This is a genomic window from Xanthomonas nasturtii (genome assembly GCF_023337365.3).
Classification (GTDB): Bacteria; Pseudomonadota; Gammaproteobacteria; order Xanthomonadales; family Xanthomonadaceae; genus Xanthomonas; species Xanthomonas nasturtii.
This window is the reverse complement of sequence record NZ_CP142084.2, coordinates 765,059-789,845: the sequence shown is the minus strand read 5'-3', so window position 1 is coordinate 789,845 and position 24,787 is coordinate 765,059. Positions and strand designations below refer to the sequence as shown.

Here is a 24,787-nt window from a genome sequence, read left to right as displayed (position 1 = left end):
GCTTTTCTACAGGACGAACATCCCGATGCGATCAATCCGCCCAACGCCCCGGCGCGGTCGACTGCGGCAACACTTGCGCCGACAGCGGCTGGTCCTGCGCCAGCAGGCCCAGTGCGTCGGCCAGGATCGCCGCCGATTCATGCAGCAACGGATCCGGACGCTTTTCCGCGGCTTTTTCGCGGGCGGTGTCCTTGACGATATCGCGCTCGTTACCGGTCAGGCCGTCATCGCTGTCTTCGGCAAGCGGATCCAGCGGCAGACCGAGTTGCTTGCGCACCTGCTGGCGGTCCTTGCGCTGCTGGTCCTGCTTCTGGCGCTCGGCAACGCGCTCGGCTTCGTTCAGCGAGATGTACTTCTTGGCCTTTTCATCGCGGAACTGCTTGACGTCTTCTTCCCACCACTGGAATTCCTTGTCGGTAGCAATGCGTGCGGTGTGCAGCGCCTGCAACTTGGGTAGCAACGGCGCGAAGTTGCCGTATTGGGTGTGCGGCGCGGCGGCAATACGTGTCCACGGCAGCGCATTGTCGTAAGTGCTCTCGCCGAATTCGGTGGCATCCACGCTGGCCGGGAATGCAATATCCGGCACCACGCCCTTGTGCTGGGTACTGGAGCCGCTGACACGGAAGAACTGCGCGATCGTCAGCTTGACCTGCCCATAGCGCTGACCTTCTGCGGCCGGCCAGCGGTCCAGGTCGACGATGTTCTGCACGGTGCCCTTGCCGAAGCTGGTTTCACCGATCACCAGGCCGCGACCGTAGTCCTGGATCGCACCGGCAAAGATCTCCGATGCCGACGCCGAACCGCGGTTGATCAACACGCCCAGTGGACCGTCCCACGCCACCTTGGGATTGCTGTCGCCATTGACGGTGACACGGCCGCCGGATTCGCGCACCTGCACCACCGGCCCCTGCTCGATGAACAGCCCGGTGAGTTCGATCGCCTCATCCAGCGAACCACCACCGTTGTTGCGCAGGTCCAGCACCACGCCGTCGACCTTGTCGGTCTTGAAGCCGGCCAGCAGCTTGGCAACGTCGCGGGTCGCGGAGGCGTAATCGGTCGCGTTGCGACGACGGCCTTCGAAATCCTGGTAGAAGCCCGGCAGCTTGATGATGCCGATGCGACGTTCCGGCTCGCTGCCCTTGGCAGGCAGGGTGATGGTCTCGCCCTTGGCAGCCTGTTCGGCCAGACGCACCTTTTGCCGGGTCAGCGTCACCGTGCGGTGCTTGCCATCGATGCCCGATTCGGCCGGGATGTACTCCAGGCGCACCTGGGTGTCCTTGCTGCCGCGGATCTTTGCCACCACATCGTCGATGCGCCAGCCGATCACATCTTCAATCGCGCCGTTCTTGGCCTGGCCTACGCCGACGATGCGGTCACCCGGCTTGAGCGTGCCATCCACCGCTGCCGGACCGCCCGGGATCACCTCGCGGATCACCACCATGTCGTCCTGCTTCTGCAACTGCGCGCCGATGCCTTCCAGCGACAGCGACATCTGCTGGTTGAACGTCTCGGCAGTGCGCGGAGTGAAGTAATCGGTATGCGGGTCGACGGCGTTGGTATAGGCATTGACGAAGAACTGGAACACGTCCTCGCCCTTGAGCTGCTTGACCGAATCGGCCAGTGCCACGTACCGCTTGTCCAGCGTCTTGCGGATGTCTTCGGGCTTCTTGCCAGCCAGTTGCAGGCGCAGCCAGTCGTTCATCACCGACTGGCGCCACAACACATCCAACTGCTTGTCGTCTGCCGCCCACGGCACGTCCTTGCGGTCGTACTCGAACTTGTCGCTGCCGCTGAAATCGAAGTCCTGCTTGAGCAGGTCGCGTGCGTATTTGACGCGCTGGTCGACACGCTTCTTGTAGACCGAAAACACCTGGAACGCCGGCTCCAGATTGCCGCCGCGCAGTGCATCGCTCACGCCGGCCTGCAGTGGCGCAAAGCCGTCGATGTCGGCCTGGGTGAAGAACTGTTTGCCGCCATCCAGCGTTTCCAGATAGCGCTTGAACACGTCCTTGGACATCGCCTCGTCCAGCGTGCGCGGACGGTAGGCGTAGCGGCTATCGGACAGCAGGCCGTAGACCAGCTTGGTGGCCGTCGCCTGGTCGGGCGTGGCAGCGGCAGGCAACGCGGTATCGGCGCGCGCCAGCAATGCCATCGGAGTGGTCAACACCAGCGCCAGCAGGCCGGCCTTCATGGACGCAGAAACGTTGTAGGTCATCGAATGGCTCTCGGCACAGGGCCGATGAAAGGAAAGCGGTGAACGGATCAGACAGCATGACAGTGCCGAAAGTTGCTGGCGTTGTCATCCGCTGGCCGAATCAGCCTAGCGCCGGGCCTGTATCGGATTGTGAACGAGACCGCACCCTGCCACCTGGCGCCTGATGGGCCAGAGACGACGCGGCCCCGCGCAATGCACGGGGCCGACTGGATTGTTCGACTTGGAACAGATCTGGAATGGCGGACGCAGCGTCATCCGTGGTCGACGAATTAGCTACTGACGACACACGCAAACGGCTGCTCCGGCGCTCCAAGCAACCGGCGAGCGGGAATCGAACCAACCGCCACTCACGAACGCACCGTGGCGGCCATCCGACCGCCAACCGATCACTCAGGCAGCGACGCCAGCGCCGGCCGCCTGACGATCGGCGTGATACGACGAGCGCACCATCGGCCCGGAGGCGACATGGCTGAAGCCCAGCGCGTTGCCGTACTCCTCCAGCGCCTTGTATTCCTCCGGCGTCCAGTAGCGCATGACCGGATGATGGTGCGGGGTCGGCTGCAGGTATTGGCCGATGGTGATCATGTCCACATCGTGCGCACGCAGGTCGCACAAGGTGGCCTGCACCTGCTCCATCGTCTCGCCCAGGCCCAGCATGATGCCGGACTTGGTGGCGATCGACGGGTGCTGCGCCTTGAAGCGCTGCAGTAGGGTCAGCGACCACTGGTAGTCGGCACCGGGGCGCACGTTCGGATACAGGTCCGGCACGGTTTCGATGTTGTGGTTGAACACGTCCGGCGGGCTCAGCGCCAGAATTTCCAGCGCGCGGTCCATGCGGCCCTTGCCGCGGAAATCCGGGGTAAGAATCTCGATGCGGGTCTTGGGCGAACTGACCCGGATCGCCGAGATGCAGTCGACGAAATGCTGTGCACCACCGTCGCGCAGATCGTCGCGATCCACGCTGGTCACCACCACGTATTTCAGGCCCATGTCGGCCACCGTGTTGGCCAGGCTGGCCGGCTCGCTGGCATCCGGCGGCTTGGGCCGGCCGTGCGCCACATCGCAGAACGAACAGCGCCGCGTGCACACCTCGCCCAGAATCATGAAGGTCGCGGTGCCGTGGCTGAAGCACTCGTGGATATTCGGGCAGCTGGCCTCTTCGCACACCGTGACCAGGCGGTTTTCGCGCAGCTTGGCCTTGAGGTTCTGCACCGCGTTGCCGGAGGGAATCCGCACCCGGATCCACGACGGTTTGCGCAGCACCGGCGCATCGACGAACTGCACCGGCGAGCGATTGATCTTGTCGCCACCGATCTGCTTGACGCCGGTCTGCAGCGGCGCAGGCGCGGCGGTGTCGCCGGAGACGACCTGCAAGGGGATGGAACGGGCGATAGGTTGGGTCATGTCGGTACGGGCGCTCAGGCCGGAAGCGAAAGGTCGGGCAACGCGGAAACAGGCTGCAATACGAGACCAAACTGGCGCGCCAGCTGTTCGAGCAGCACCGCCTTGACGGCGTCCATCCCGGAGGGGCCGCCCAAGTCTAGCACCGAGGTCACCTGCAGGCCCTGGTAGCCGCACGGGTTGATACGGTGGAACGGCTCCAGATCCATCGCCACATTGAACGAGAGCCCGTGGAAGGTGCAGCCGCGCCGCACCCGGATGCCCAGCGCGGCGATCTTGGCATCGCCCACATACACGCCGGGCGCACCATCGCGGCGCTCGGCCACGATATTCCATTCGTCCAGGGTATCGATCAGCGCCTGCTCGATCTTGCACACGTAGTCGCGCACACCGATCTTGAGCCGACGCAGATCCAGCAGCGGGTAGATCACCAGCTGGCCTGGGCCGTGGTAGGTCACCTGACCGCCGCGATCGACCTGCAGCACCGGAATCTCGCCCGGCGCCAGCACGTGCTCGGGTTTGCCTGCCTGGCCGAGCGTAAACACCGGGGCATGCTCGACCACCCAGACTTCGTCTGCGGTGTGCTCATCGCGCGCATCGGTGAAACGCTGCATTGCGCGCCACACCGGGCTGTAGTCCTGCCGGCCGAGATCGCGCACGTGCGCCGGCAAGCCAAGCTGCGATGTGCTCACCGGCTCGGCTGCTACAGCGTCCACTTCACTTCCGGATGGTCGCGCAGCGCCTGATGCGCAGCGTCGAACTGCTCCCGGCTCTCGGCGCGAAAGCCGATCTTGACCGAGACATATTTGCCGCTGGAAGAATGCTTCCAGCTAACGGCTTCCTGCAGCAGCTCCACGCCAGTGGCGGCAAGCAGACGCGGAAGTTCGGTTTCCAGCCCGCGTTCGGCCGTGCCCATGGCGCTAAGCTCGAAGGTGCCGGGAAACTGAAAGCCGTGATCGGGGTTGTCGGTGCTGATGTCCATCGCCCCATTATCGGGCCGGTGGAGGGCAAACCCAAGTCCGCATTGCGCGGGATGGGACAGCGGGGCCACATGCGTGGGCCCCGCTGCGTCACGCCAGTGCGATCACGCCTGGCACAGATCTCGGCAACGGCTTACTTGGACAATTCCAGCATGGCCGACGACACCCAGCCACGGTTGCCCATCTCGTCTTCGACTTCCCACATGACGCCTTCCTTGGTGCCGGTCGGGTACAGCATCATGCCCGGCTCCAGCGTACGCACTGCCGCGCCGGTGCCCTTGGCATTACCCAGCAGACGCCCTGCACGCGTGACCGTGACCGCCTGCTGCGTATTGGAGGCCGCCGCGTTGCCGGAGAGCCCGCCCAACTGAGTGACGACATCGGTATACGCCTGCAAATAGGCCAGCGTGATCACCTGGCCAATCTCGGTGTTGGCATAACCGCCGGCACCGGCCGCGCCGAAATCGCCGCCAGTGAACAGGTTGCCACGCGCACCCCAGCCCAGGTCGGTCTTCTTGGCGTTGCCTTCGGCCATGGCGACCTGCTCGGACGAGCGCACATCGGTGATGGTCAGGACTACGTCAGCGGTCTTCTTGTTGAGATTCAGGCCACCCACCAAGTTGCCCGCATTGCCGCCGACCAGGCCGCCCAGCATGCCGGCAATCGCGCTACCGCCCGCATTGCTGTTCTGCGAAATGAGGTCTGGCGTCATCACATAGTCGGCCGCGCGGATCTGGCCCTTGCCCACATTGGAGCGCGCACGCAGATCGCCGTTGGCCGCCATATCGCGCTCGCGCTGCGATGCCGCCATGCCGGCGCCACGGTCCACCAGGGTGAAGCAGCGTGACTTGTTGACGAACACCTTGATCAACTTGGAGGGCGCCGGCAGCTGCTGACCCGACCACCAGTTGACGGCGTCTTCCGGCTCGATGACCGACAGGCTACCCAGCGGCTTGGCGCACGTCGGGATTTGCGCGACGCCCGTTTTGCGCTGGTCCTGCGCGGAACCTTTGAAAGCATCCTTGAACCCGGCCGACGCCGGCGCGCTGACGCTGGCCAATGCAATCCCCAGCACGCTGGACAACAGCACTGCGCTCACAGAAATGGTCTTGCTCATATTATTCCCCTAAACACCTGCGCTGCCGTTGGCAGACGCGATCCGTTGGTAATGAATTGGCCTGCAAAGGCCGCCGTTCCTTGGGGCTAGTTCCCCATGGGGCGGATCATATGCTATCCGCGCGGGCTTTTCATCGCCGAGGTGCCGGGTTTTGACCACCTCGCAGATGGAACGCAGCGGTGTCCGCAGTTTCTGCTACAGCCCGGTCGAGCCGGCGCATGATGGCACGCACTTCACACGGCGCAGCAGCGCACGCAGGCACCTTTCTGAGCTCAGCCCTTCTTCCACTGCCCAGGCCCTCCATGCTTAGACCGCGCGCGTTGTCTGCTGCCCTGCTGCTTTCTCTTTCCGGGCTGTCGCTGCCGGCCCTGGCGGTGGATCAGTGCGATTCCAGCCGGCTGGGACGTACGCCGCCCGCGGTGAATTTCCGGGTCGATAACGACCTGTTCGGCGGCGAAGATCAGGATCAGGGCTATTCCAACGGTGCGGTGCTGACCCTGGTGTCGCCGAACCTGGTTGATTACACCGACGACCCGTGCCTGCCGCGCACCGCGCGCTGGGTCAACAGCTACCTGGAGCGACTGCATCCGGGCGAGTTCGACCAGCAGAACATGGTGTTCTCGATCGGCCAGGCCATCTTTACCCCGACCGATTACACCCGCCGCGGGGTGATCCCGGACGACCGCCCGTATGCGGGCATCCTGCTGGCGAGCTTCGGCTACAACGCGCGCAACGACGCGCACCTGCGGACCACCCAGCTGCAGATCGGCGTGGTCGGCCCGTGGGCCTTTGCGCAGGAGGCGCAGGATGCGATCCACGATGCGCTCGGCGACGAGAAGTTCCAGGGTTGGGACAACCAGTTGCACAACGAGCCGCTGATCAATCTGGTGCACGAGCGCATGCGCCGCTGGCCGGCCGACGCCAGCGGCAATGCCGGCGGTTTCGGCTGGGACTTCATTTCGCACTGGGGCGGCGCGGTCGGCAACATGGCTACGCATCTGAATGCCGGCGGCGAAGCGCGCTTCGGCTGGAAACTGCCGGACGACTTCGGCAGCACGCCCACCCGCCCGGCAGGCGAAAACACTGCGCCAAGCCGCTTGGGACGCGCCAGCGGCTGGTCGGGGCATGTGTTTCTGACCACCGATGCGCGCTGGGTGATCCGCGACATCACCCTGGACGGCAACACCTTCCGCAGCAGCCACAGCGTGGACAAGCGCCCGTTCGTGGGCGACGTGGGCTACGGCCTGGCGGTGATGTACGGGCGCTGGAAATTTGCCATTGCCCGCTACCACCGCACCCGCGAATTCGAGACCCAGCGCGAGACGCCGGTGTATGGCAGCTTCACGATCAGTCGGATGCTCTGAGGGTTGGGATTGGGGAGTCGGGATTGGGGAGTCGTAGGAGCGGACTGCTGGCGACTCGCCACTGCTCCGGCTTTTACCAATCCCGAATGCCGAATCCCCAATCCCCGCAAAGAAAAAGCCGGCGAAAGCCGGCTTTTTCTTTGGATCACTCCGATTCCCACCACATCCAGAACGCATCCCAGAGGCGCTTGAAGAACCCGCCCTCTTCGACGGCGTTGATCGCCACCAGCGGTGCCTGGGCGATGATCTTGCCGTCCAGGCTGACCTTGACGGTGCCGATCTGCTGGCCCTGCTTGATCGGTGCCTGCAGATTCTTGGCCACTTCCATGCTCGGCTTGAGGTCGTTGTAGCGGCCGCGCTGCAGGCTGACCAGCAGCGGCTGCGCCACGCCAAGCTGCACTTCGTCCTGCTGGCCCTTCCATACTTTCTGCTTGGTCACGACCTTGCCCGGCGCGTACAGGCTGTGGGTTTCGAAGAAGCGGAAGCCCCAGTTGAGCAGCGCCAGGCTGTCGGTGGCGCGCTGTTCTTCGGAGCTGTCGCCCATGACCACGGCGATCAGGCGCTGGTCGCCACGCTTGGCCGAGCTGAGCAGGCAGTACCCGGCCTCGGAGGTATGGCCGGTCTTGATGCCGTCCACCGCCGGGTCGCGCCACAGCAGCCGGTTACGGTTGCTCTGCTTGATGCTGCCGACCTGGAATTCCTTGATCTTGTTGTAGGCGTAGGTCTCCGGGTAATCGCGCACCATCGCGCGGCCCAGCATGGCCAGATCGAAGGCGGTGGAGTGATGCCCCTCGGCACTCAGGCCGTGCGCATTGACGAAGTACGAATCCTTCATGCCGATCTTGGCGGCGTAGCTGTTCATCAGCGAGGCGAAGGCTTCTTCGCTGCCGGCGACATGCTCGGCCAGCGCAATCGCGGCATCGTTGCCGGACTGGATCGCCATGCCTTTTTCCATGTCTTCCAGACGCGCCGTCTGGTTGACCGGGAAGCCACTGTAGCTGCCGTCGGTGCCCGCGCCGCCTTCGCGCCAGGCGCGTTCGCTCATCATGACCTGGTCGTCGCGTTTGACCTTGCCGTTCTTGATTTCGGCAGCGACCACGTACGACGTCATCACCTTGGTGATGCTGGCCGGCGCCAGTTGCTGGTGGATGTTCTCACCGGCCAGCACCTGCCCGGTGGCGTAGTCCATCAGGATCCAGGACTTGGACACCGCCGGGGCGGGTGCCGGCGGCACCGGCAAGGCGGCCGGGGCCGCAGCCACGGCGGGAGTCGGCTGCGGCGCGGGTGTCTGGGCGCAGACCAGGCCGAAGGCGAACGTGGCCACGGCAGCGGCGGCGAAGCGGAATTTCATTGAAGAACGACTCCTGACGGGCCCGAAAGCTGGGCAATGCGAAATTGTAAGGCGCCACGGCGATCAGGGCGACGCGTTGCCGGATGTGCGCGCCTGCGCAGTTCAGCGATGCAGGTGTGCTGTCCGCACGCCTGTGGCGTCTGCGCAGCGCAGTTGAAGGCGCCGCGCACGTCGTGGGCGTTGCGGACTGCGGGTTGGACCGGCCGACCATGGCGCTCGGTCGTCAGCTGGATGCACGCAACGCACGGCGAGCAGAGCGCGCGGGCGCATGCCGATTGCGGTCTTTGCCGCACCCGCATTGGAGGTGGGCAATGGTTCGCCAGCCGATCCTGATCGCCCGGCCGTGTCCGGTACAGCCATGCAGCCGGGGCGCGCACGCGATGCGCTCACGCTTGATTGGCGAACCCAGACCCGCTCGCGCTTAATTGGCCACGACCTGCGGGCGGCCGAAGCCGAGGCCAGCGATGCGCTGGGCGATTTCCGAGGCATTGGCGTGGTCGCGTGCATTCACGCGCAGCCGCCACAGGGTGCGCCCGCCACTGACGATGTCGCTGACGCTGGCACCGGCAATGCCGGCCGAGGCCAGTTGCGACAGCGCGCGGTTGGCGTTTTCGCGGCTGGCGAAACTGGCGACCTGCAGCAGGATGTCGCCCAGTGCGGCCTCGGCCACGCTGGGCGCCTTGGCCGGCAGCGGCTCGGCCTTGAGCGGGCGCGCAACGGTGCTCTCGGAGGGTTTGACCGTCGCAACCGCCACCGGCACCGCCGCGGCAGGCACCGCAGCCGGGGTTGGCGAGGTCGGTCGCGGCGCCGCAGCAGCCGGCTTGCCGGTGGCCACGCGCACGCCCTGCGACTTCATCCAGGCATCGAAGTTGTCGGCATCGCCGGGCTGGCGCGAGTCAGCCACGCGGTAGCGCCAACGCTCGCCGGCCGCAGCGACCGGCGCGCTACCAGCCGATGCGGCGGCGGATGTGGCAACCGCGGCGCCGGCGCCAGCCGTTACCGCACGCGGCGGCACGGTGCGGGCGGGCAGACGCTGCACCAGGCCATCGATCTGGCTGGCGCTGGCAGCCGGCCGCGCGGCGGCAACGGCCGTATTCACCGGGGCCTGGCCACTGCGGCGCTTGGCAAGCAGGTTGCCGTTGTCGGCTTCGGTCAGGCCACGCACTTCGACGTTGCCGGTGCCCTTGCCGGTGATGCCCAGCTTGACCGCGGCGGCATAGCTCAGATCGATCACACGGCCGTCGTGGAACGGGCCGCGGTCGTTGACGCGCACCACCACCGAATCGCCGGTGTCGGTGTTGGTGACCAGCGCAAAGCTGGGCAGCGGCAGGGTCTTGTGCGCGGCGGTGAAGGCGTACATGTCGTAGACCTCCTTGTTGGAGGTCAGCCGGCCATGGAACTTGCTGCCGTAATACGAGGCGGTGCCGCGTTCGACATAGTCACCGGGGCTGTCCATCACCACGTAGCGCTTGCCCAGCACTTCATACGGCGAGCGATTGCCCACTGCAGAGCGCGGCTCGTTGGTGACCAGCGGTTCGGGAATGCAGGCCACGTTGGGCACGTGGTCCGGTGTGGTGTCCTTGACGCCGGGTTTGTACAGGCCACCGGCGGTGTAGTCGCCGCGCGTGGACGGATCTTCCTTGGCGGCGGCGTACGGCGAGGTGGGCGGGCAGCCGGTGGCCACATAGGCCGGCCCCTTGCCTTCGACCTTGACGCTCTTGATCGCACCGCCGCCCTTGCCGGCGACGCTCTTCTTCGGTGCGCTGCTACAGGCCGCCAGGCCGAGCATCAGCGCCATCGGGATCAGCCACTTGGGGCCTGTCATGCTATTCATGCCGGGGGGAGCTCCTTGCCGGCGATGGCCTCGGACAGCTGGAACACGGCCATCGCGTACATCTTGGAAATGTTGTATCGGGTGATCGCGTAAAAGTTCTGGAAGCCCAGCCAGTACTGCTTGCCGTTGGCATCGTCCAGGCTGATCGGGGTGGCGGTGCTGCCGGCCACCACCGGCGCATTGGGGTGATAGCCACGCGCGGACAGGTCGGCCAGCGTGTACACCGGCGACCAGTCGGTGGGATTGAATTCTTCGTGGCCGGCAGCCAGCGTGGCCGGCACGGCAACCTGCCCGCCGCGCACCCAGCCGCCCTTCTTGACAAAGTAATTGGCGATCGAGGCAAACACGTCGTTGTAGTCGGTAAACAGGTTGCGCTTGCCGTCGGCATCGCCATCGACGCCGAACTGGCGGTAGCTGGACGGCATGAACTGGCCCATGCCCATCGCGCCGGCGTAGCTGCCGATCAACGTGGTGACGTCGAGCTGTTCTTCCTTGCCCAGCGCGAACAGCTGGCCGAGTTCGTCGCGGAAAAACAGCTCGCGGCGCACCTCGCGCTCGAGCTTGGCCGGGTCGCCGCTGCGCGGGTAGCGGAACGCCAGCGTGTACAGCGCATCCAGCACGCGGTATTTGCCGGCGTTGGTGCCGTAGCTGGTTTCCACCCCGATGATGGCCACGATCACCTGCGCCGGCACACCGGTGGCCGCTTCGACCTTGCTCAGCTCGGCGCGGTGTTGCGCCAGGAAGTTGCGGCCGCCGTCGATGCGCGCCTGGGTGATGAACATCGGCCGGTAGTCGTTCCACGGTTTGACCCGTTCGGCCGGGCGCGACATGGCGGTGACGATGGCGTCCTTGAATTGCGCCTGGGCCAGCACCGCTTCGATCTGCGCGGCATCGATGCCGTACTTGGCCGAGGTGTCGCGCACGAAATTGGCGCGTGCGATCTCGAACGGCACCGGCGTCAGATCGACCGGCGGTAACGCGGGCGCTTCGGCTGCGGCGCTGGCGGGCGGAGTGGGCGCTGCCGGAGGACCGGGCGGCTTGGCCGGCGGCGCGCTGGCAACCGGCGGCGGGGACGGAGGGCTGGGCTGGGTCGCGCAGGCGACAAGGCCGAGGGTGAGCAGGCAGGTCAGGGTGCGTCGAATCATCGGCCGAGGGTAACAGAGATCAGATGAACTTCTGGCAATAAGACCATGAAACGCAAAGACTTTAGTCAAAGTCAAGGTCTGCCGCATCAGCTGGGCCAATTTGGTGGCTGAGGATTCGGGATTCGGGCTTCGGGATTCGGCGCCGCATCTGGCAGCAGCACGAATCCGGCCACGTGGTGCAGTAGCGCGATGCCCGCCGCTGGCATGTTGGCGCTGCGCAGAGCCCTCAGTGCTCGACGATCACTGCAATCGGCTGATCGCGGGCGCAGTCGCCGCGCGGGTGTCAGTGACGCGAAGGCGGCCGTCGCCTCCTTGGAGGGAGCCGCAGCCAGCTAGCCGGCCTTGCAACGCCTGGAACAATCACAGCCAGCCGCCGGCGGCTGGCGCGACTGCGCAGCCGTGGCAGCAGACCAGGCGCGGCCCCTGGAATCGGCCGCGCCTGTCGCCTCACAGCGCCGGAAAGCGCGGCGCGCCCGAGCAGGTCGGTATCGCGCCGCCCAGCTGCACCTGCGTCGTAGTGACGCCGGTACCGGTCGGTGTCAGCGCGCTGTTGCTCAGCCCGATCTGCGCGTTGCTCGCAGTGACCGAGGTGTTGCCGGTCGCCACGTTGGCCAGCACCAGGTCCAGCGGTGTCTGTGCGTCATAGCCCTTCAGGATCCAGCCCTTGCCGCCAGCATCGTTTGCGCTGCGTAGCCCGTCGACCACGATCTGGCTGAAGATCGGCTTGGTGCCGCTGGTTGCGGCGGCATAGAACGGGTTGATCACCAACGGGCTGGTGACGCCATACAGGCAGGTGTTGCGATAGGTGACCAGACTGACCGGGCCGCCCTTGGCCAGGCTGGTCTTGATGCGCAGGCCGCTGTTGTCGGTGCTGCGGTTGCCACCAGCGTCGGTGGACACCAGCGCGTTGTTGTCGACCAGCACGTTGCTGACGCCGGACATCACTTCGCTGCCGATGGAAATGCCGTGCGTGCCGTAGCAGCGGCTGTTGCGCACGGTGATGTTGGCCGACTTGGAGGCGATGGTCTTGATGGCCACGCAATCGTCGCCGCCCATCACATCGTTGTCGTGGAGGGTGGCATTGACCACGCTATCCAGATCCAGGCCATCGGTGTTGGGACTGGTGGCGGGCGACTTCACCCGCACGCCCCAGATGGTCAGGCCATTGACGATGTGCGTGAAGAAGTGGAAATACGCGGCATTGAGCAGATTGACGTTGTAGAGCGTGAACGCCGTGGAGTTCCGCACCTTGATCAGGTCGGGGCTGTTCTGTACCTGGCCGGCCGCCTTGGCGTTCTCGCCGAACTCCCACCAGGTGGTGCCCTTGCCGAGCATGACTTGATCGCCACGCCCGTCGATGGTGCCCTGCCGCCCGTCGGTGCGGATGCCCATCACGCCCGAATTCGCACCTTTGACGCTGATCAATGGCAGGCAGCCGCCGCTCTTGGAGCCGGCGCTTCCGCAGCCGCTGCCGTAATCGGCCGGGTTGCGCGAGCCGTACAAGGTGACGCCTTGATCGATGACCAGGGTGACGCCAGTGGGAATCGTCAGCGGGCCGGTCAGAAAGGCGTTGCCGCTGCCGCTGGTCAGCAACACCGCGCCGTTCTTGCACGCGCTCAGTGCCGCCTGGATGGTCTCGGTATCGGGCGGCGCACTTTCCAGTGCGGCATCGAACAGGTGGCCGTTCGGTGTCTGGCTGGCCTTCAACGCGGGCTGGCAGAGGGAGGGAATTGCCGGTTGCGCGACAGCGCGCGTATCGCCGGTGGCGAACGTGACGGCACCGGCCTGCGCGGCAAGCAGCAGACAGACACCGCCGATGGCGGCGGTTAGCGGTTTCATGGAAGAGGTCACCCGAAAGAGGAGTGGCGCGCGCTGCTGGAGCGACGCGACGCGGCCACCAACGCTGCGGCGGCCTGGCGGACTCTACGAAGCGCTGTGCCCGCATGCAGCAGGCGCGCGAACCCGGCAGCGCGCGAACGAAGCAGGCCTACGCCGGTGTCGCGTCGTTGCAATGCACTGCGCAAAAACACGATGTGCCTGAAAACGTGTCAGCGTTTGACATACGCCTGTCGCATCGATCGACGCTGCGACATTGCATGCGCGCCGAGTACGCGCGCACGGCATTGGCACAACGATGCGGCACTCCCGCATCAATACCCATGCACCGGGCGATGCGTCTTGACCGCCATCACCAGGCCCAGCCCGGCCAGCAACGACACTGCCGAGGTGCCGCCGTAACTCATCAGCGGCATCGGCACGCCGACCACCGGCAGCAGGCCGGAAATCATGCCGCCGTTGACCAGCACGTAGACGAAGAACGCCAGGCCGGTGGCGCCGGCGACCAGGCGCGAATAGGTATCGCGCGCCTGCGAGGCGATCCACAGGCAGCGGCCGATCACGATGAGATACAAGGTCAGCACGGTGGCCACGCCGATCCAGCCGAATTCTTCGCTGAGCACCGAGAACGCAAAGTCGGTGGTCTGCTCGGGAATGAAATTCAGATGCGACTGCGAGCCCAACCCCCAGCCCTTGCCGTTCAGGCCGCCAGAACCAATCGCGATCTTGGACTGGATGATGTTCCAGCCGGCGCCGAGCGCGTCGTTTTCGGGGTTGAGGAACATCATGATGCGGTCCTTCTGGTACGGGCGCAGCAGCCAGAACCAGGCCACCGGCGCAGCCGCCGAAACACCGCCCAGGCCCACCGCAACCCACCACCACGGCAGGCCGGCCAGCAGCAGCACGAATACGCCGCTGGCGGCGATCAGCACGCCGGTGCCGAAGTCCGGCTGCAGCATGATCAGCGCGGTGGGCACGCCGATGATCATGCAGGTGACCAATACGGTGGAGATACGCGGCGGTAGCGGCATGCGATGCAGATACCAGGCCGCCATCATCGGCAGGCTGATCTTGAGCAGCTCGGCCGGCTGCAGATAGAACACTTTCAGGTCCAGCCATTGCCGGCCGTATTTGCCGGTGCCCAGCGCGAACACCGCCAGCAACGGCAGCATCGACAAGCCATATACCCACGGCGTCCAGGCGCGCAGGCGCAGCACCGACATGCGCGAAATGCCCCACATCGCGGCCACGCCGATGACGAAGCGCACGCCTTGCGCCATCACCAGATGATCGCCATTGGCGCTGCCGCCGGCGCTCTTGAGCACCGACAGGCCGATCACCATCAGCCCACCCAATGCCAGACACAGCACCCAGTCCAGGCTGCGCGTAAAGCGCGCGGCCATGTCCACCAACCAGCGCAGGATGTCGCTCAATGGTCGGTCTCCTGCACCGCATCGGGCACATCCGGCACCACCGGCTGCGCGGGCGTGGTGGGGTCCAGCGCAACGGCAGTCTGGCCGATCACCACCGGCATCTCGTCCAGCGTGGCGGCGGCCGCGTCGCCAGCGGCACGCGCGTCGGTGACGCCGGCTTCGAACTGGTTGACGCCGACGGCCGTCATGCCGAGCTCGCTGTCCAGCGGCTCCAGCCCGGCAGGCATCTTGCCCAGCAACCAGGCGTCGAAGATCTTGCGCGCGATCGGCGCTGCCGAGCTGGTACCGAAGCCGCCGCCCTCCACCGCCACCGCCACCGCGATGACCGGGTGGTCGGCCGGCGCGAAACCGACGAACAGGCCGCGATGGCGCAGATGCATCGGCAGGCTGCGCGGGTCCACGGCGGCCACGCCCTTGCGGCTGACCACCTGCGCGGTGCCGGTCTTGCCGGCCATCTGGTAGGGCGCCCCGGGTGTGATGGCATAACCGGTACCGCCCGGGCGCATGGTGTCCATCATGCCCTCGCGCACCACCTGCAGATGCGCCGGACTCGGGCTGACCGGCTTGCCCGGCGGCTGGATCATCGGCTGCCAGGGGTGATCGAAGCCGGTGCGTTGTTCCAGCACCAGATGCGGACGCAGCAGCAGGCCGCTGGCGATTGCCGACACGCCGCGCACCAGCTGCAGCGGGGTCACCTTCCAGTCGCCCTGGCCAATGGCGATGTTGACGGTGTCGCCGGGGTACCAGCGCTCCTTGCGGGTCTTGTACTTGTAGGCAGGCGACGGCAGGATGCCGCCGATTTCGCCCAGCAGGTCCACGCCGGTGGGCGCGCCAAAGCCGTACCCACCCATGTAGTGGTCGAAGCGCTCGACGCCCATGTCCACCGCCAGGCGGTAGTAGTAGGTATTGACCGACTGGGCGATGGATTTGCGCAGATCGGTCCAGCCGTGGCCGCCGCGGTGCGAATCGCCCCAGCCGCGGCTGACCCCGGGCAGATAGAACATGCCGGTGGACAACACCCGGTCTTCCGGCCGGCGCAGGCCGCTGTCCAGGCCGGCCAGCGCGATCAGCGGCTTGAGCGTGGAGCCCGGCGCCACGCCACCGAGCACCAGCCGGTTGAACTGCGGCCGCGACGGGTTGTCGTTGAGCATCTTGAAGTCGGTATGCGAGATGCCGTTGACGAACAGGTTGGGGTCGTAGCTGGGCAGGCTGACCATGCCCAGGATCTCGCCGGTGCGCGGGTCCATGGCAATGGCCGCCCCTTCGTGCTCGCCGAACGCGGCCACCATCGCGCGCTGCAGGTCGGCGTCCACCGACAGGCGCAGGTCTGCACCCGATTGCGGCGCGACCCGGCCGACGGTGCGGATCGCGCGCCCCTGCACGTTGGTCTCGACCTGCTCGTAGCCCACTTGGCCGCGCAGATCCTGCTCGTAATAGCGCTCCAGGCCGGACTTGCCCATGTGGGTGAGCGCGGCATTGCCTTCGCCCAGTACCGCCAGGTCTTTTTCGTCGATGCGGCCGACATAGCCGATGATGTGCGCGAACAACGGGCCGTATGGATAACGGCGGGTGAGATACGGCTCCAGCTCCACGCCGGGGAAGCGCCAGCGCTCCACCGCAAAGCGCGCCATCTCTTCATCGCTCATGCGCAGCTTGAGCGTGACCGGCAGGAAGCTGCGGCGTGCGCGCCGCTCGCGATTGAAGCGCTCCAGATCCTCCGGCGCAATCGGGATCACCTTGCCCAGCGCGGCCAGCATGGCGTCCATGTCGGCGACCTTGTCCGGGGTCACGTCCAGCCGGAACGCCGGCACGTTTTCGGCCAGCAGCCGGCCGGTGCGGTCGTAGATCATGCCGCGCCCGGGCACCACCGGCTTGGGCTTGATGCGGTTGGCTTCCGAGCGGGTGGCGTAGACCTCGTGGTCGAGCACCTGCAGCTTGAAATACCAGCCGCCCAGCCCGACCAGGCAGATCACCACCATCACAAAGCCCAGTACCGCGCGACGGCGGAACTGTTCGGCCTCGGCGTGCGGGTTCTTGGGCTGGCGCCGACCGTGCATGGGCTACTTCTTGCTCCGCTTGCCCAGGCGTACCGCATCCAGCAGCACGAACAACGGCGGCCACAGCGCCATGCCCAGCAGCGGCGCCCACCAGTAACTCCACGGCAGGGTCGGTTCGCCCACGGCCAGATGCACGGCCGAGGACACGATGCGGTCGTTGAGCAGCAGCCCGCCGATCGCCAGCGCCTGCTGCGACACCGGGAAGAAGCGCATCCGCGCGCGGAAGCGCTGCAGGATGAAGGTCATGATCACCAGCCGCAGCGCCTGCTCGCCAAGCAGCCCGCCGTACAGCAGGTCGGCCAGCACGCCAGCCACGAAGGCGATCCCCAGGCCGACCCGATCTGGATCTTCGATCACCCAGTACGCCAGCACCAGCGCCACCCAGTACGGACGCAGCGGCTGCACCACCGCCGGCAGCGGCAGCAGACCCAGCACCAGCGCAATGACGATGCTGGCCGGCAGGATCCAGGTGTTGCGCATGCGGGTCATTGGTCCGTCTCCGGTGGAGCCGGGACCGGGGACCGGGGACCCGGGACGCGGGGAGAGGCAGTTGACGTGGATGCCGGCGCAGGATCGTTTTGCACAGCGTTCCCGGCTGCCGGCACCTGCGGCCTGGAACGTGCGCCCGATGTCGGTGAGACCGCGGCATTGCCCTGCCCGCTCGCCGGGCCCACGCCCGGCGCAGAAGCGTTGGACGTTGACGCCGGGGCGGCATCGGCTTGCCGAGCGCCTTGCATAGACGTGCCGCCGGAACGTGCAGCGACGGAGCGCGGCGCAGGCTCACCATGTGCCGCAAGCCCACCGCCCCCCGCACCGTCAAGGCCGTTGCCGCTGCTGTTACCGGGTCCCCGGTCCCCGGTCCCCGGTCCCGCCTCCCCGGCCACAGGCACCACGCGCAGCGGTTTACCGGCCCGCAACAACAACACATCGCGGCCACGATCGAGCTTGGCCGCCGGGGTGAGTTCGCCGACCAGGAAGGCGTGGGTGTCGTCGGGATGCAGCTCGGACACCTTGCCGACCGGGAAGCCGGTCGGGAAGCGGCCGCCCAGGCCGGAGGTGACGATTTCATCGCCCACCTGCACGCCGGCGCTGAGCGGGATGTCGCGCAATTCCAGGCGGTCGCCGCGGCCGTAGACGATCAGGCGCACGCCGTTGCGCGCCACACTGACCGGCACCGCATGGTCCGGGTCGGTGAGCAGCAACACGGTCGAATGCAGCGGGGTCACTTCGATCACCTGCCCCATCAGCCCGCCGGCATCGATCACCGCCTGGCCCATCAGCACGCCATCGCGGCTGCCGGCATCCAGCAGCAGGCGCTGGCGGGTCGGGTCCAGGTCGATGTCCAGGATCGGTGCCAGCTGCACGTCCAGGCCGCGGCGCTCGGCCGCGTTGAGCAGCTCACGCAGCTGCGCGTTGTCCAGCGCGGCGGTCTGCAGCCGGGTCAGGCGCGCGTTGGCGACCAACAGCTGATTGCGCAGGTCGCGGGTTTCTTCCACCAGTTGCGCATGGGTGGCGGCGTTGTCGCGCACCTGCGACCCGATCCGCCCCGGCAACCCGGCCACCGCCCAGATCGGCTGGATCAGCAGATTGGCCTGCAGCCGCACCTGGCTCAGCCAGCTGCCACGGCTATCGAGCGCGATCAATGTGATCGCCAGCACCAGATAGACCAGCAGCCGCAGCGTGGAGGTAACTTCGCCCGGACGGGAGGCGACGGGAGGACCGGCGTAGGAGTGCACGTTCAGGGCCGGGAATGGAGATTCGGGATTAGGGATTCGGGGAGCACTTGGCTGGCCCCGAGACGAATGCGGCTAACACGTGAATCAGCGGAATTGCGCGGCAATCCCGCCGGGCCGTAGGCAGGAACCGCCTTTGCGAATCCCCAATGCCGACTCCCGAATCCCGAACGCCTCACTCCGGCGCGAAGAACTCGTTGCCGTGCATGTCCACCAGCTCCAGCGCACGGCCGCCACCGCGCGCCACGCAGGTGAGCGGGTCGTCGGCCACCTGCACGTGCAGGCCGGTTTCTTCGGAGATCAGCCGGTCCAGGTCGCGCAGCAGCGCGCCGCCACCGGTGAGCACGATGCCACGCTCGGCGACGTCGGCGCACAGTTCCGGCGGGGTCTGTTCCAGCGCCAGCTTGACCGCGGAGACAATGCCCGACAACGGCTCGTGCAGCGCTTCGAGCACTTCGTTGGAGTTGATCTTGATCATCTTCGGCACGCCCTCGGCAAGGTTACGGCCGGAGATTTCCATCTCCTGCACCTCGTCCTGCGGGTAGGCGCAACCGATCTGCAGCTTGATGCGCTCGGCGGTGGCTTCGCCGATCAGCATGCCGTGGTTGCGGCGCACGTAATTGGTGATCGACTCATCGAAGCGGTCGCCGCCCACGCGCACGGACTGCGAGTAGACGATGCCGTTGAGCGAGATCACCGCCACCTCGGTGGTGCCGCCGCCGATGTCGATGACCATCGAGCCGCGTGCTTCGGTCACCGGCATGCCGGCGCCGATCGCGGCGGCCATCGGTTCTTCGATCAGGTAGACATCGCGCGCACCAGCCTCTTCCGCAGATTCCTTGATCGCGCGGCGCTCCACCTGGGTGGAACCGGCTGGCACGCACACCAGCACGCGCGGGCTCGGGCGCAGGAAGCGCGACTTGTGCACCTTCTTGATGAAGTGCTTCAGCATCGCTTCGGTGTAGGTGAAATCGGCGATGACGCCGTCTTTCATCGGGCGAATGGTGGTGATGTGACCAGGCGTGCGGCCGAGCATCTGCTTGGCTTCTGCGCCGACCGCCGCCACCGAACGCGTACCGCCGATCGCGCGGTCCTGACGCACCGCAACCACCGATGGCTCGTTCAGCACGATGCCCTGCCCGCGCACGTAAATCAGCGTATTGGCCGTGCCCAGATCGATGGACAGGTCGTTGGAGAACATGCCGCGCAGTTTCTTGAACATCGAGGGAGTTGGTCCTGGGTAAGTCGTGTGCCCACCGCCAGACTGGCGAAATTTTGGGCAGAAAACGAAGTCCGTTAGCCTAGCAATCCCCCCCGATGCGGGCAAGGAAAAATCGGTTATTGCGGCCCGGTTTTCATGTGGCGGTCACGCCGGGCATGGCACGCGGTTGTGGCCCTGATCGGTCGCAGCCGTTACCCTTTGCGCCGCGGCGTTGGCGCCGTCCCGCCGCCATGCCGGCAACTGGCGGGTATTTCCTTACGCAAAGGCCTGACTCGATGTCCGCACTGATCTGTGGTTCCCTCGCCTACGACACCATCATGGTGTTTCCGGACCAGTTCAAGAACCACATCCTGCCGGACAAGGTGCACATCCTCAATGTGTCGTTCCTGGTACCGCGCATGCGCCGCGAGTTCGGCGGCTGCGCCGGCAACATCGCCTACAACCTGCATCTGCTCGGTGGCGCGCCGATTCCGATGGGCACCGTGGGCCAGGATTTCGGCCCGTACCGCGAACATTTCGAAACCCTTGGCATCGACCTGTCGCGGGTGAAGATCATCGACGACCTGTTCACCCCGCAGGCCTTCATCACCACCGACCACGACAACAACCAGATCACCGCCTTCCATCCGGGCGCGATGATGCGCAGCTACGAAAACCACGTGAAGGATGTGCCTGGTGTGACCCTGGGCCTGGTCGGCCCGGACGGGCGCGAAGGCATGATCCAGAACGCAGAAGAGTTCGCTGCCGGCGGCATCCCCTTCATCTTCGACCCGGGCCAGGCCATGCCGCTGTTCAACGGCCCGGAGCTGCGCCAGTTCATCGAGCAGGCCCAGTACGTGGTGGTCAACGACTACGAGTCCAACCTGCTGCAGGAACGTACCGGCTGGGACGAGAAGGACATCGTCTCGCGCGTGCAGGCCTACATCACCACGCAGGGCCCGAAGGGCGCGCTGGTGCATACGCCGGAGAAGACCTACGACATCCCGCCGGCGCACGAGCGCCGCGTGGTCGACCCCACCGGTTGCGGCGACGCGTTCCGCGCCGGCCTGATCTACGGCATCCAGGGCGGCTACGACTGGCTGACCATCGGCCGCATGGGCAACCTGATGGGCGCGCTGAAGGTCGAACACCCCGGCACCCAGAACCAGCGCTTCGACTTCGCCGAATTCAACGACCAGTTCAAGCAGCAGTTCGGCTACGCGCTTTAACGGGCGCTTTGCCCTTCTCCCACCGGGACAGTGTCCGACGGGAGAGGGGCTTTAACGCCCTCGCGTATCAATGTCCCTTCTCCCACCGGGAGAAGGTGCCCCGCAGGGGCGGATGAGGGTACGGGCGGAGCCTCGCGCAGTTCGAGAACTCGGGCGCTACGCGCGCCGTACCCTCACCCCAATCCCTCTCCCGGCGGGAGAGGAGCTTTAACGTCCTCGCGTATCAATGTCCCTTCTTCCACCGGGAGAAGGTGCCCCGCAGGGGCGGATGAGGGTACGGGCGAAGCCTCGCGCAGTTCGAAAACTCGGGCGCTATGCGCGCCGCATCCTCAGCCCAGCCCTGCTCCCGTGGGGAGAACGGCTCTAAACCAGTGCGACGTCAGCTATCCACCTGGGACTGCCACCGCCATAGCAATTCGCTGCAATCGCGCAGGCGCCAGTCGGCCAGACCGGGCCAGGGGTCGCCGGGGGTGTTGACCAGCACGGTGCCGGCACCGGCGGCACGGCCGCAGGCCAGGTCGTTGAGGTGGTCGCCAACCATCAGCAGCGCGGCGGCGCTCACCGACCAGCGCTGCTGGAAATACTGCAACCCATCGGGCGCGGGTTTGGGCGCGGCCTCGTCGCGGCCGACGATGTCGTCCCTAGCGAAGGCATCGCCCAGGCCGATCGCCTGCAACGTGATCTGCGCCAGGCTGCGCGCATTGCGGGTCAGCAACCCGAGGCGGCAGCCGTCGGCCTGCAATGCGCGCACCATGTCTTGCGCACCTGGCGCCGGCTGCGCTGCTTCCGCCAGCACGCGCTCGTGCTCCAGCAGCCACGCGTGCTTGGCCTGCGCCTGCTCGGTGGGCAAGGCTGCCAGGTGATGCAGGATGTCGGCGTCGGGCGGTATCTCCAGCGCGCGGCGGATCAGCGCGAAGTCGTGCACGGGCTGGGTCAGCGTGCCATCCATGTCGAACACCCAATGCCGATAAGCCGATAGCGGCAAGCGGGCCGCGCGCGCGCCATCCATGGCCTATTTCCAACCCGGCATCTGCGTGGTCTCCAGACCGCCCACCTCGAACTCTGCGGTACGCGTGCCGCCGGCCTTGACCGGAAACGCGATGCTGATGCGCTTGGCGTTGCGTACCACCTTCCACAATGCCTTGTCGTCATCGATGAACATGGCGATGGCTTCGTCGGTGTCCGGGCGGTGTGCGGCCATCGCACGCGCTGCGCCGCCGTCGGCCGCAACCTGCACCTTGCAGCCGCCGTAGCAATTGAAATCGCCGGCCTTGAGCACGAGGTAGCTGTGGCGCTTCCATTGCGGGTGATCGCGGAACACCAGGCTGACCGGCTTTGGCCCGCTGCCATCTACGTCCACCCGCTCCTTGGCATCGATCATCGCCGAGCGCTGGGTGCCGCCCTTTGCCGGCACCTGGGAGTACTGCCACAGCGCCTGCATGCGGCGCAGCTCGCGCGCCTGCTCGCCCTTGGCCTTGATGTCGGCATAGCCGGGCTCGATGCGCGTGGCGGCCGCCGTGCCGGCATAGCCTTCGAGCAAGGCGGCGCCGTGCGCGCGCGCCATGTCCCAGTTCTGCGCCTTGACCGCCTCGTCGTATTGCTTGGCGAGGGCGTCGGCTTCGTTTTCCTTGACCTGCGCCTGTGCGGCTTCCTGCGCCTGACGTTGCGCCTGCCGGTCGGTACAGCCACTCACGACCGCGATGCACAAGGCCGCGCTCAGCAGATACTTCATCGTCGACTCCGAAAGACGTGGAAAACAGCCGCAACGATACCAGCCTGGCGTTGCAGGCCGCATGCATGACAGGCGGCGTTCGCGCCATGTACGCAGACAGCAAACAGGGAGCACAAGGCTCCCCGTCTGTTGCACTTATCGCCGGGCTCACGGCGCGGCGTTGCGCCGCGATTTACTGCTGCGTCGGCGCAGGAGTAGGCGCAGGTGTCGCTGCAGGTGCAGGCGCTGCCGCCTTGGCCTTGGCGATCATCTCGGCCACCGATGCTGTGGTGATCGGGTGGTAGCTGGGCTTGGCTTTTTCGAAGGCCTGTTCGGCAAACGCAATGCCGTCCGGGGTCTTCAGCAGTTCGGCGTAGATCGGCAGCACCAGCTTGCGGCGGCCGACGCGCTCGATGAACTCGCCTGCGGCAGCGCGCGCGTCGGTGTAGCCGCTACGGATCGCCAGCGGGTACCAGCGCATGGCGATTTCGCCATTCGGCGTGCCGGTGAAGTGATACGCATCATCCAGCTGCTTGAGCTGCTCGGGCTTGAGCGTGGCGCCCATGCCGCTGAGGAAGTGCACCCATTCCTGCGTGCCCCACTCGCCGGTGACCTGCTTGCTGGGCAGCGTGCCGCTGCCGCTCCAGGCAATGCGTGCGGTGTCCACGATCGAGAAGCTGCGCGAGCGCGCCTTGGCCGCAAACGCCGGGATACCCGGCTGTTTCAGCCACGCATCCACTTCCGCCGCGCTCACCGTGTTGGGATGCTTGGCCAGCAGGTTCTTCTGCAGGTAATCGACGAACTGGTCGGTGGTGGCGCTCTGGAACGCGTGATCGTCGAACCAGCCGCGCAGGAACGGGTCAAACACCTCGCGGCCGAAGCGCTGTTCCAGGAACTGCAGGAACCACGCGCCCTTGACGTAGGCCACCTGGCTCAAGGCGTCGTCGGGGTCGCGCTGCGCCAGCGGCGGCAACTCCAGCAGCTGGTCGGCCGGCGGCATGTCCTTCACTTCGGCCAGCAGATCGCCCTGGTCGATCTCGCGCTCCATCTCGGCCATCTCCGCGCCGTACAGCGCCTCGGTGATGCGCGCCTGCACGTAGGTGGTAAAGCCTTCGTTGAGCCAGATGTCCTTCCAGCTGGCGTTGGTCACCAGGTTGCCGGACCAGCTATGCGCCAGTTCGTGCGCCACCAACGACACCAACGACTTGTCGCCGACGATCACGGTGGGCGTGGCGAAGGTCAGGCGCGGGTTCTCCATGCCACCGAACGGGAACGACGGCGGCAGCACCAGCATGTCGTAACGGCCCCAGCGATACGGGCCATAGAGTTTTTCCGCAGCACCGATCATCTTTTCGGTGTCTTCGAATTCCTTGGCGGCCTTGTCGGCCATCGCCGGCTCGGCCCACACGCCCGAGCGTGCGGAGATCGGCTTGAACACCACATCGCCGGCCGCAATCGCCAACAAATAAGAGGGAATCGGCTCGGGCATCTTGAAGCTGTAATCGCCGTCGCGCGCAGCCTTGGGGTCGTTGTCGGCGCTCATCAGCACCATCACGTCCGGGCGCGAGGTGACATGCGCGCTATAGGTGAAGCGCACGCTCGGGGTGTCCTGCAACGGCACCCAGCTGCGCGCGTGGATCGCCTGCGACTGGCTGAACATGAAAGGCAACTGCTTGCCTTCGGTCATCGACGGCTCCAGCCACTGCAGGCCCGAGGCGGTGGGTGCGGTGTGATAGGTGATCACGATCTTGGACGGCTGAGTCGGCGTCTCGATGGTGAGCTTGCTGCCGAAGGTCTTGTCGGCCGGCGCCAGCGCGAACTGCAGCGGTGCCAACGCGCCCTTGCCGTCGTCGGCCTGCACCTGCGCAATGCTCAGCTCGCGCGTGTCCAGCACCAGCTGCTTGGCGGCCTTGTCCTTCCAGTCCAGCGTGTAGGTGGCAGTGCCGCCGATCTGTTTGGCGTCGAAATCCAGCTTCAGGTCCAGCGCCAGATCCTTGATGACCACCAGCTGCGGCTGGGCGTAAGAGCTTTCGTCGTGGTTGCGGGCGTCTGCTTTCACGGGGGCCTTGGCAGTGGCGGCCGGCGCAGTGGTTGCGGCCGGCGGCGTGGAGTCATTGGAACAGCCGGCCAGCGCGATGGACACGGCCAGGGACAGCGACAGGAACGGGAAGCGCATCGAC

Annotated in this window: 19 protein-coding genes; 2 read left to right on the top strand and 17 right to left on the bottom strand. The window is 66.2% G+C overall.

From position 1 onward, the window contains the following. Positions 1-31: 31 nt before the first annotated feature. The 5 genes from M3O59_RS03325 to M3O59_RS03305 all read right to left on the bottom strand — a co-directional run bounded on the left by M3O59_RS03325 (position 32) and on the right by M3O59_RS03305 (position 5,713). Entirely contained in the window at positions 32-2,191 is a 2,160-nt protein-coding gene (locus M3O59_RS03325) for a carboxy terminal-processing peptidase (protein WP_181920453.1), read from the bottom strand. A 414-nt stretch (positions 2,192-2,605) separates the two neighbouring features. Next, positions 2,606-3,619, bottom strand: coding sequence for a lipoyl synthase (lipA, locus tag M3O59_RS03320; RefSeq protein ID WP_116905050.1), 1,014 nt, complete (start codon positions 3,617-3,619; stop codon positions 2,606-2,608). 14 nt (positions 3,620-3,633) lie between these two features. Continuing rightward, positions 3,634-4,332 carry a lipoyl(octanoyl) transferase LipB gene (lipB, locus tag M3O59_RS03315; RefSeq protein ID WP_116905051.1) on the bottom strand — a complete coding sequence of 233 codons (699 nt, stop codon included), beginning with the start codon at positions 4,330-4,332 and terminating at the stop codon, positions 3,634-3,636. After that, positions 4,320-4,598, bottom strand: a complete 279-nt coding sequence (locus M3O59_RS03310) for a YbeD family protein (protein ID WP_064633008.1) — start codon at positions 4,596-4,598, stop codon at positions 4,320-4,322. The genes lipB and M3O59_RS03310 overlap by 13 nt, the downstream gene beginning before the upstream one ends. A gap of 131 nt (positions 4,599-4,729) precedes the next feature. Then, positions 4,730-5,713 (bottom strand): CsgG/HfaB family protein, encoded by a 984-nt coding sequence (locus tag M3O59_RS03305; RefSeq protein WP_116905052.1) that lies wholly within the window; start codon positions 5,711-5,713, stop codon positions 4,730-4,732. Positions 5,714-6,015: 302 nt separating this feature from the next. On the opposite strand from M3O59_RS03305, the gene M3O59_RS03300 reads away from it, so the two are divergent. Further along, a complete protein-coding gene (locus M3O59_RS03300; protein ID WP_116905053.1) occupies positions 6,016-7,077 on the top strand; it encodes a lipid A deacylase LpxR family protein in 1,062 nt (353 codons plus the stop codon). Positions 7,078-7,222: 145 nt separating this feature from the next. Here the strand turns inward: M3O59_RS03300 and M3O59_RS03295 are convergent, their stop codons facing one another. From M3O59_RS03295 to M3O59_RS03255, 9 genes are all read right to left on the bottom strand, one after another. Beyond that, positions 7,223-8,428: a D-alanyl-D-alanine carboxypeptidase family protein gene (locus tag M3O59_RS03295; protein WP_064633012.1), complete on the bottom strand. Its 1,206-nt coding sequence runs from the start codon at positions 8,426-8,428 to the stop codon at positions 7,223-7,225. 421 nt (positions 8,429-8,849) lie between these two features. Then, entirely contained in the window at positions 8,850-10,262 is a 1,413-nt protein-coding gene (locus M3O59_RS03290) for a septal ring lytic transglycosylase RlpA family protein (RefSeq protein ID WP_116905054.1), read from the bottom strand. Further along, on the bottom strand, positions 10,259-11,407 hold the full coding sequence (mltB, locus tag M3O59_RS03285; protein WP_116905055.1) for a lytic murein transglycosylase B: 1,149 nt from the start codon (positions 11,405-11,407) through the stop codon (positions 10,259-10,261). Before mltB ends, M3O59_RS03290 begins: the two co-directional genes overlap by 4 nt. Before the next feature lie 447 nt (positions 11,408-11,854). After that, complete coding sequence (locus tag M3O59_RS03280) at positions 11,855-13,246, bottom strand: glycoside hydrolase family 28 protein (protein WP_116905056.1); 1,392 nt, start codon at positions 13,244-13,246, stop codon at positions 11,855-11,857. A 311-nt stretch (positions 13,247-13,557) separates the two neighbouring features. Continuing rightward, positions 13,558-14,676: a rod shape-determining protein RodA gene (rodA, locus tag M3O59_RS03275; RefSeq protein WP_064633021.1), complete on the bottom strand. Its 1,119-nt coding sequence runs from the start codon at positions 14,674-14,676 to the stop codon at positions 13,558-13,560. Next, positions 14,673-16,733 (bottom strand): penicillin-binding protein 2, encoded by a 2,061-nt coding sequence (mrdA, locus tag M3O59_RS03270; RefSeq protein WP_116905057.1) that lies wholly within the window; start codon positions 16,731-16,733, stop codon positions 14,673-14,675. The genes rodA and mrdA overlap by 4 nt, the downstream gene beginning before the upstream one ends. 3 nt (positions 16,734-16,736) lie before the next feature. Then, positions 16,737-17,222, bottom strand: coding sequence for a rod shape-determining protein MreD (mreD, locus tag M3O59_RS03265; RefSeq protein ID WP_116905058.1), 486 nt, complete (start codon positions 17,220-17,222; stop codon positions 16,737-16,739). After that, positions 17,219-18,469: a rod shape-determining protein MreC gene (gene mreC, locus M3O59_RS03260; RefSeq protein ID WP_116905059.1), complete on the bottom strand. Its 1,251-nt coding sequence runs from the start codon at positions 18,467-18,469 to the stop codon at positions 17,219-17,221. The genes mreD and mreC overlap by 4 nt, the downstream gene beginning before the upstream one ends. Before the next feature lie 172 nt (positions 18,470-18,641). After that, positions 18,642-19,688 carry a rod shape-determining protein gene (locus M3O59_RS03255; RefSeq protein ID WP_003482734.1) on the bottom strand — a complete coding sequence of 349 codons (1,047 nt, stop codon included), beginning with the start codon at positions 19,686-19,688 and terminating at the stop codon, positions 18,642-18,644. A gap of 275 nt (positions 19,689-19,963) precedes the next feature. Between M3O59_RS03255 and M3O59_RS03250 the strand changes: the two genes are divergently transcribed. Next, positions 19,964-20,896, top strand: coding sequence for a carbohydrate kinase family protein (locus tag M3O59_RS03250; RefSeq protein ID WP_008573357.1), 933 nt, complete (start codon positions 19,964-19,966; stop codon positions 20,894-20,896). A 379-nt stretch (positions 20,897-21,275) separates the two neighbouring features. Here M3O59_RS03250 and M3O59_RS03245 read toward each other — a convergent pair whose 3' ends face one another. The 3 genes from M3O59_RS03245 to M3O59_RS03235 form a co-directional block, all read right to left on the bottom strand. Then, the gene (locus M3O59_RS03245) at positions 21,276-21,905 is read right to left on the bottom strand and encodes an HAD family hydrolase (RefSeq protein ID WP_116905060.1); all 630 of its coding nucleotides are present in this window, start codon (positions 21,903-21,905) and stop codon (positions 21,276-21,278) included. Positions 21,906-21,908: 3 nt separating this feature from the next. Continuing rightward, positions 21,909-22,628, bottom strand: coding sequence for a hypothetical protein (locus M3O59_RS03240; RefSeq protein ID WP_064633031.1), 720 nt, complete (start codon positions 22,626-22,628; stop codon positions 21,909-21,911). Between the two features lie 172 nt (positions 22,629-22,800). Further along, positions 22,801-24,783: a M1 family metallopeptidase gene (locus M3O59_RS03235; protein ID WP_181920454.1), complete on the bottom strand. Its 1,983-nt coding sequence runs from the start codon at positions 24,781-24,783 to the stop codon at positions 22,801-22,803. Positions 24,784-24,787 lie beyond the last annotated feature (4 nt).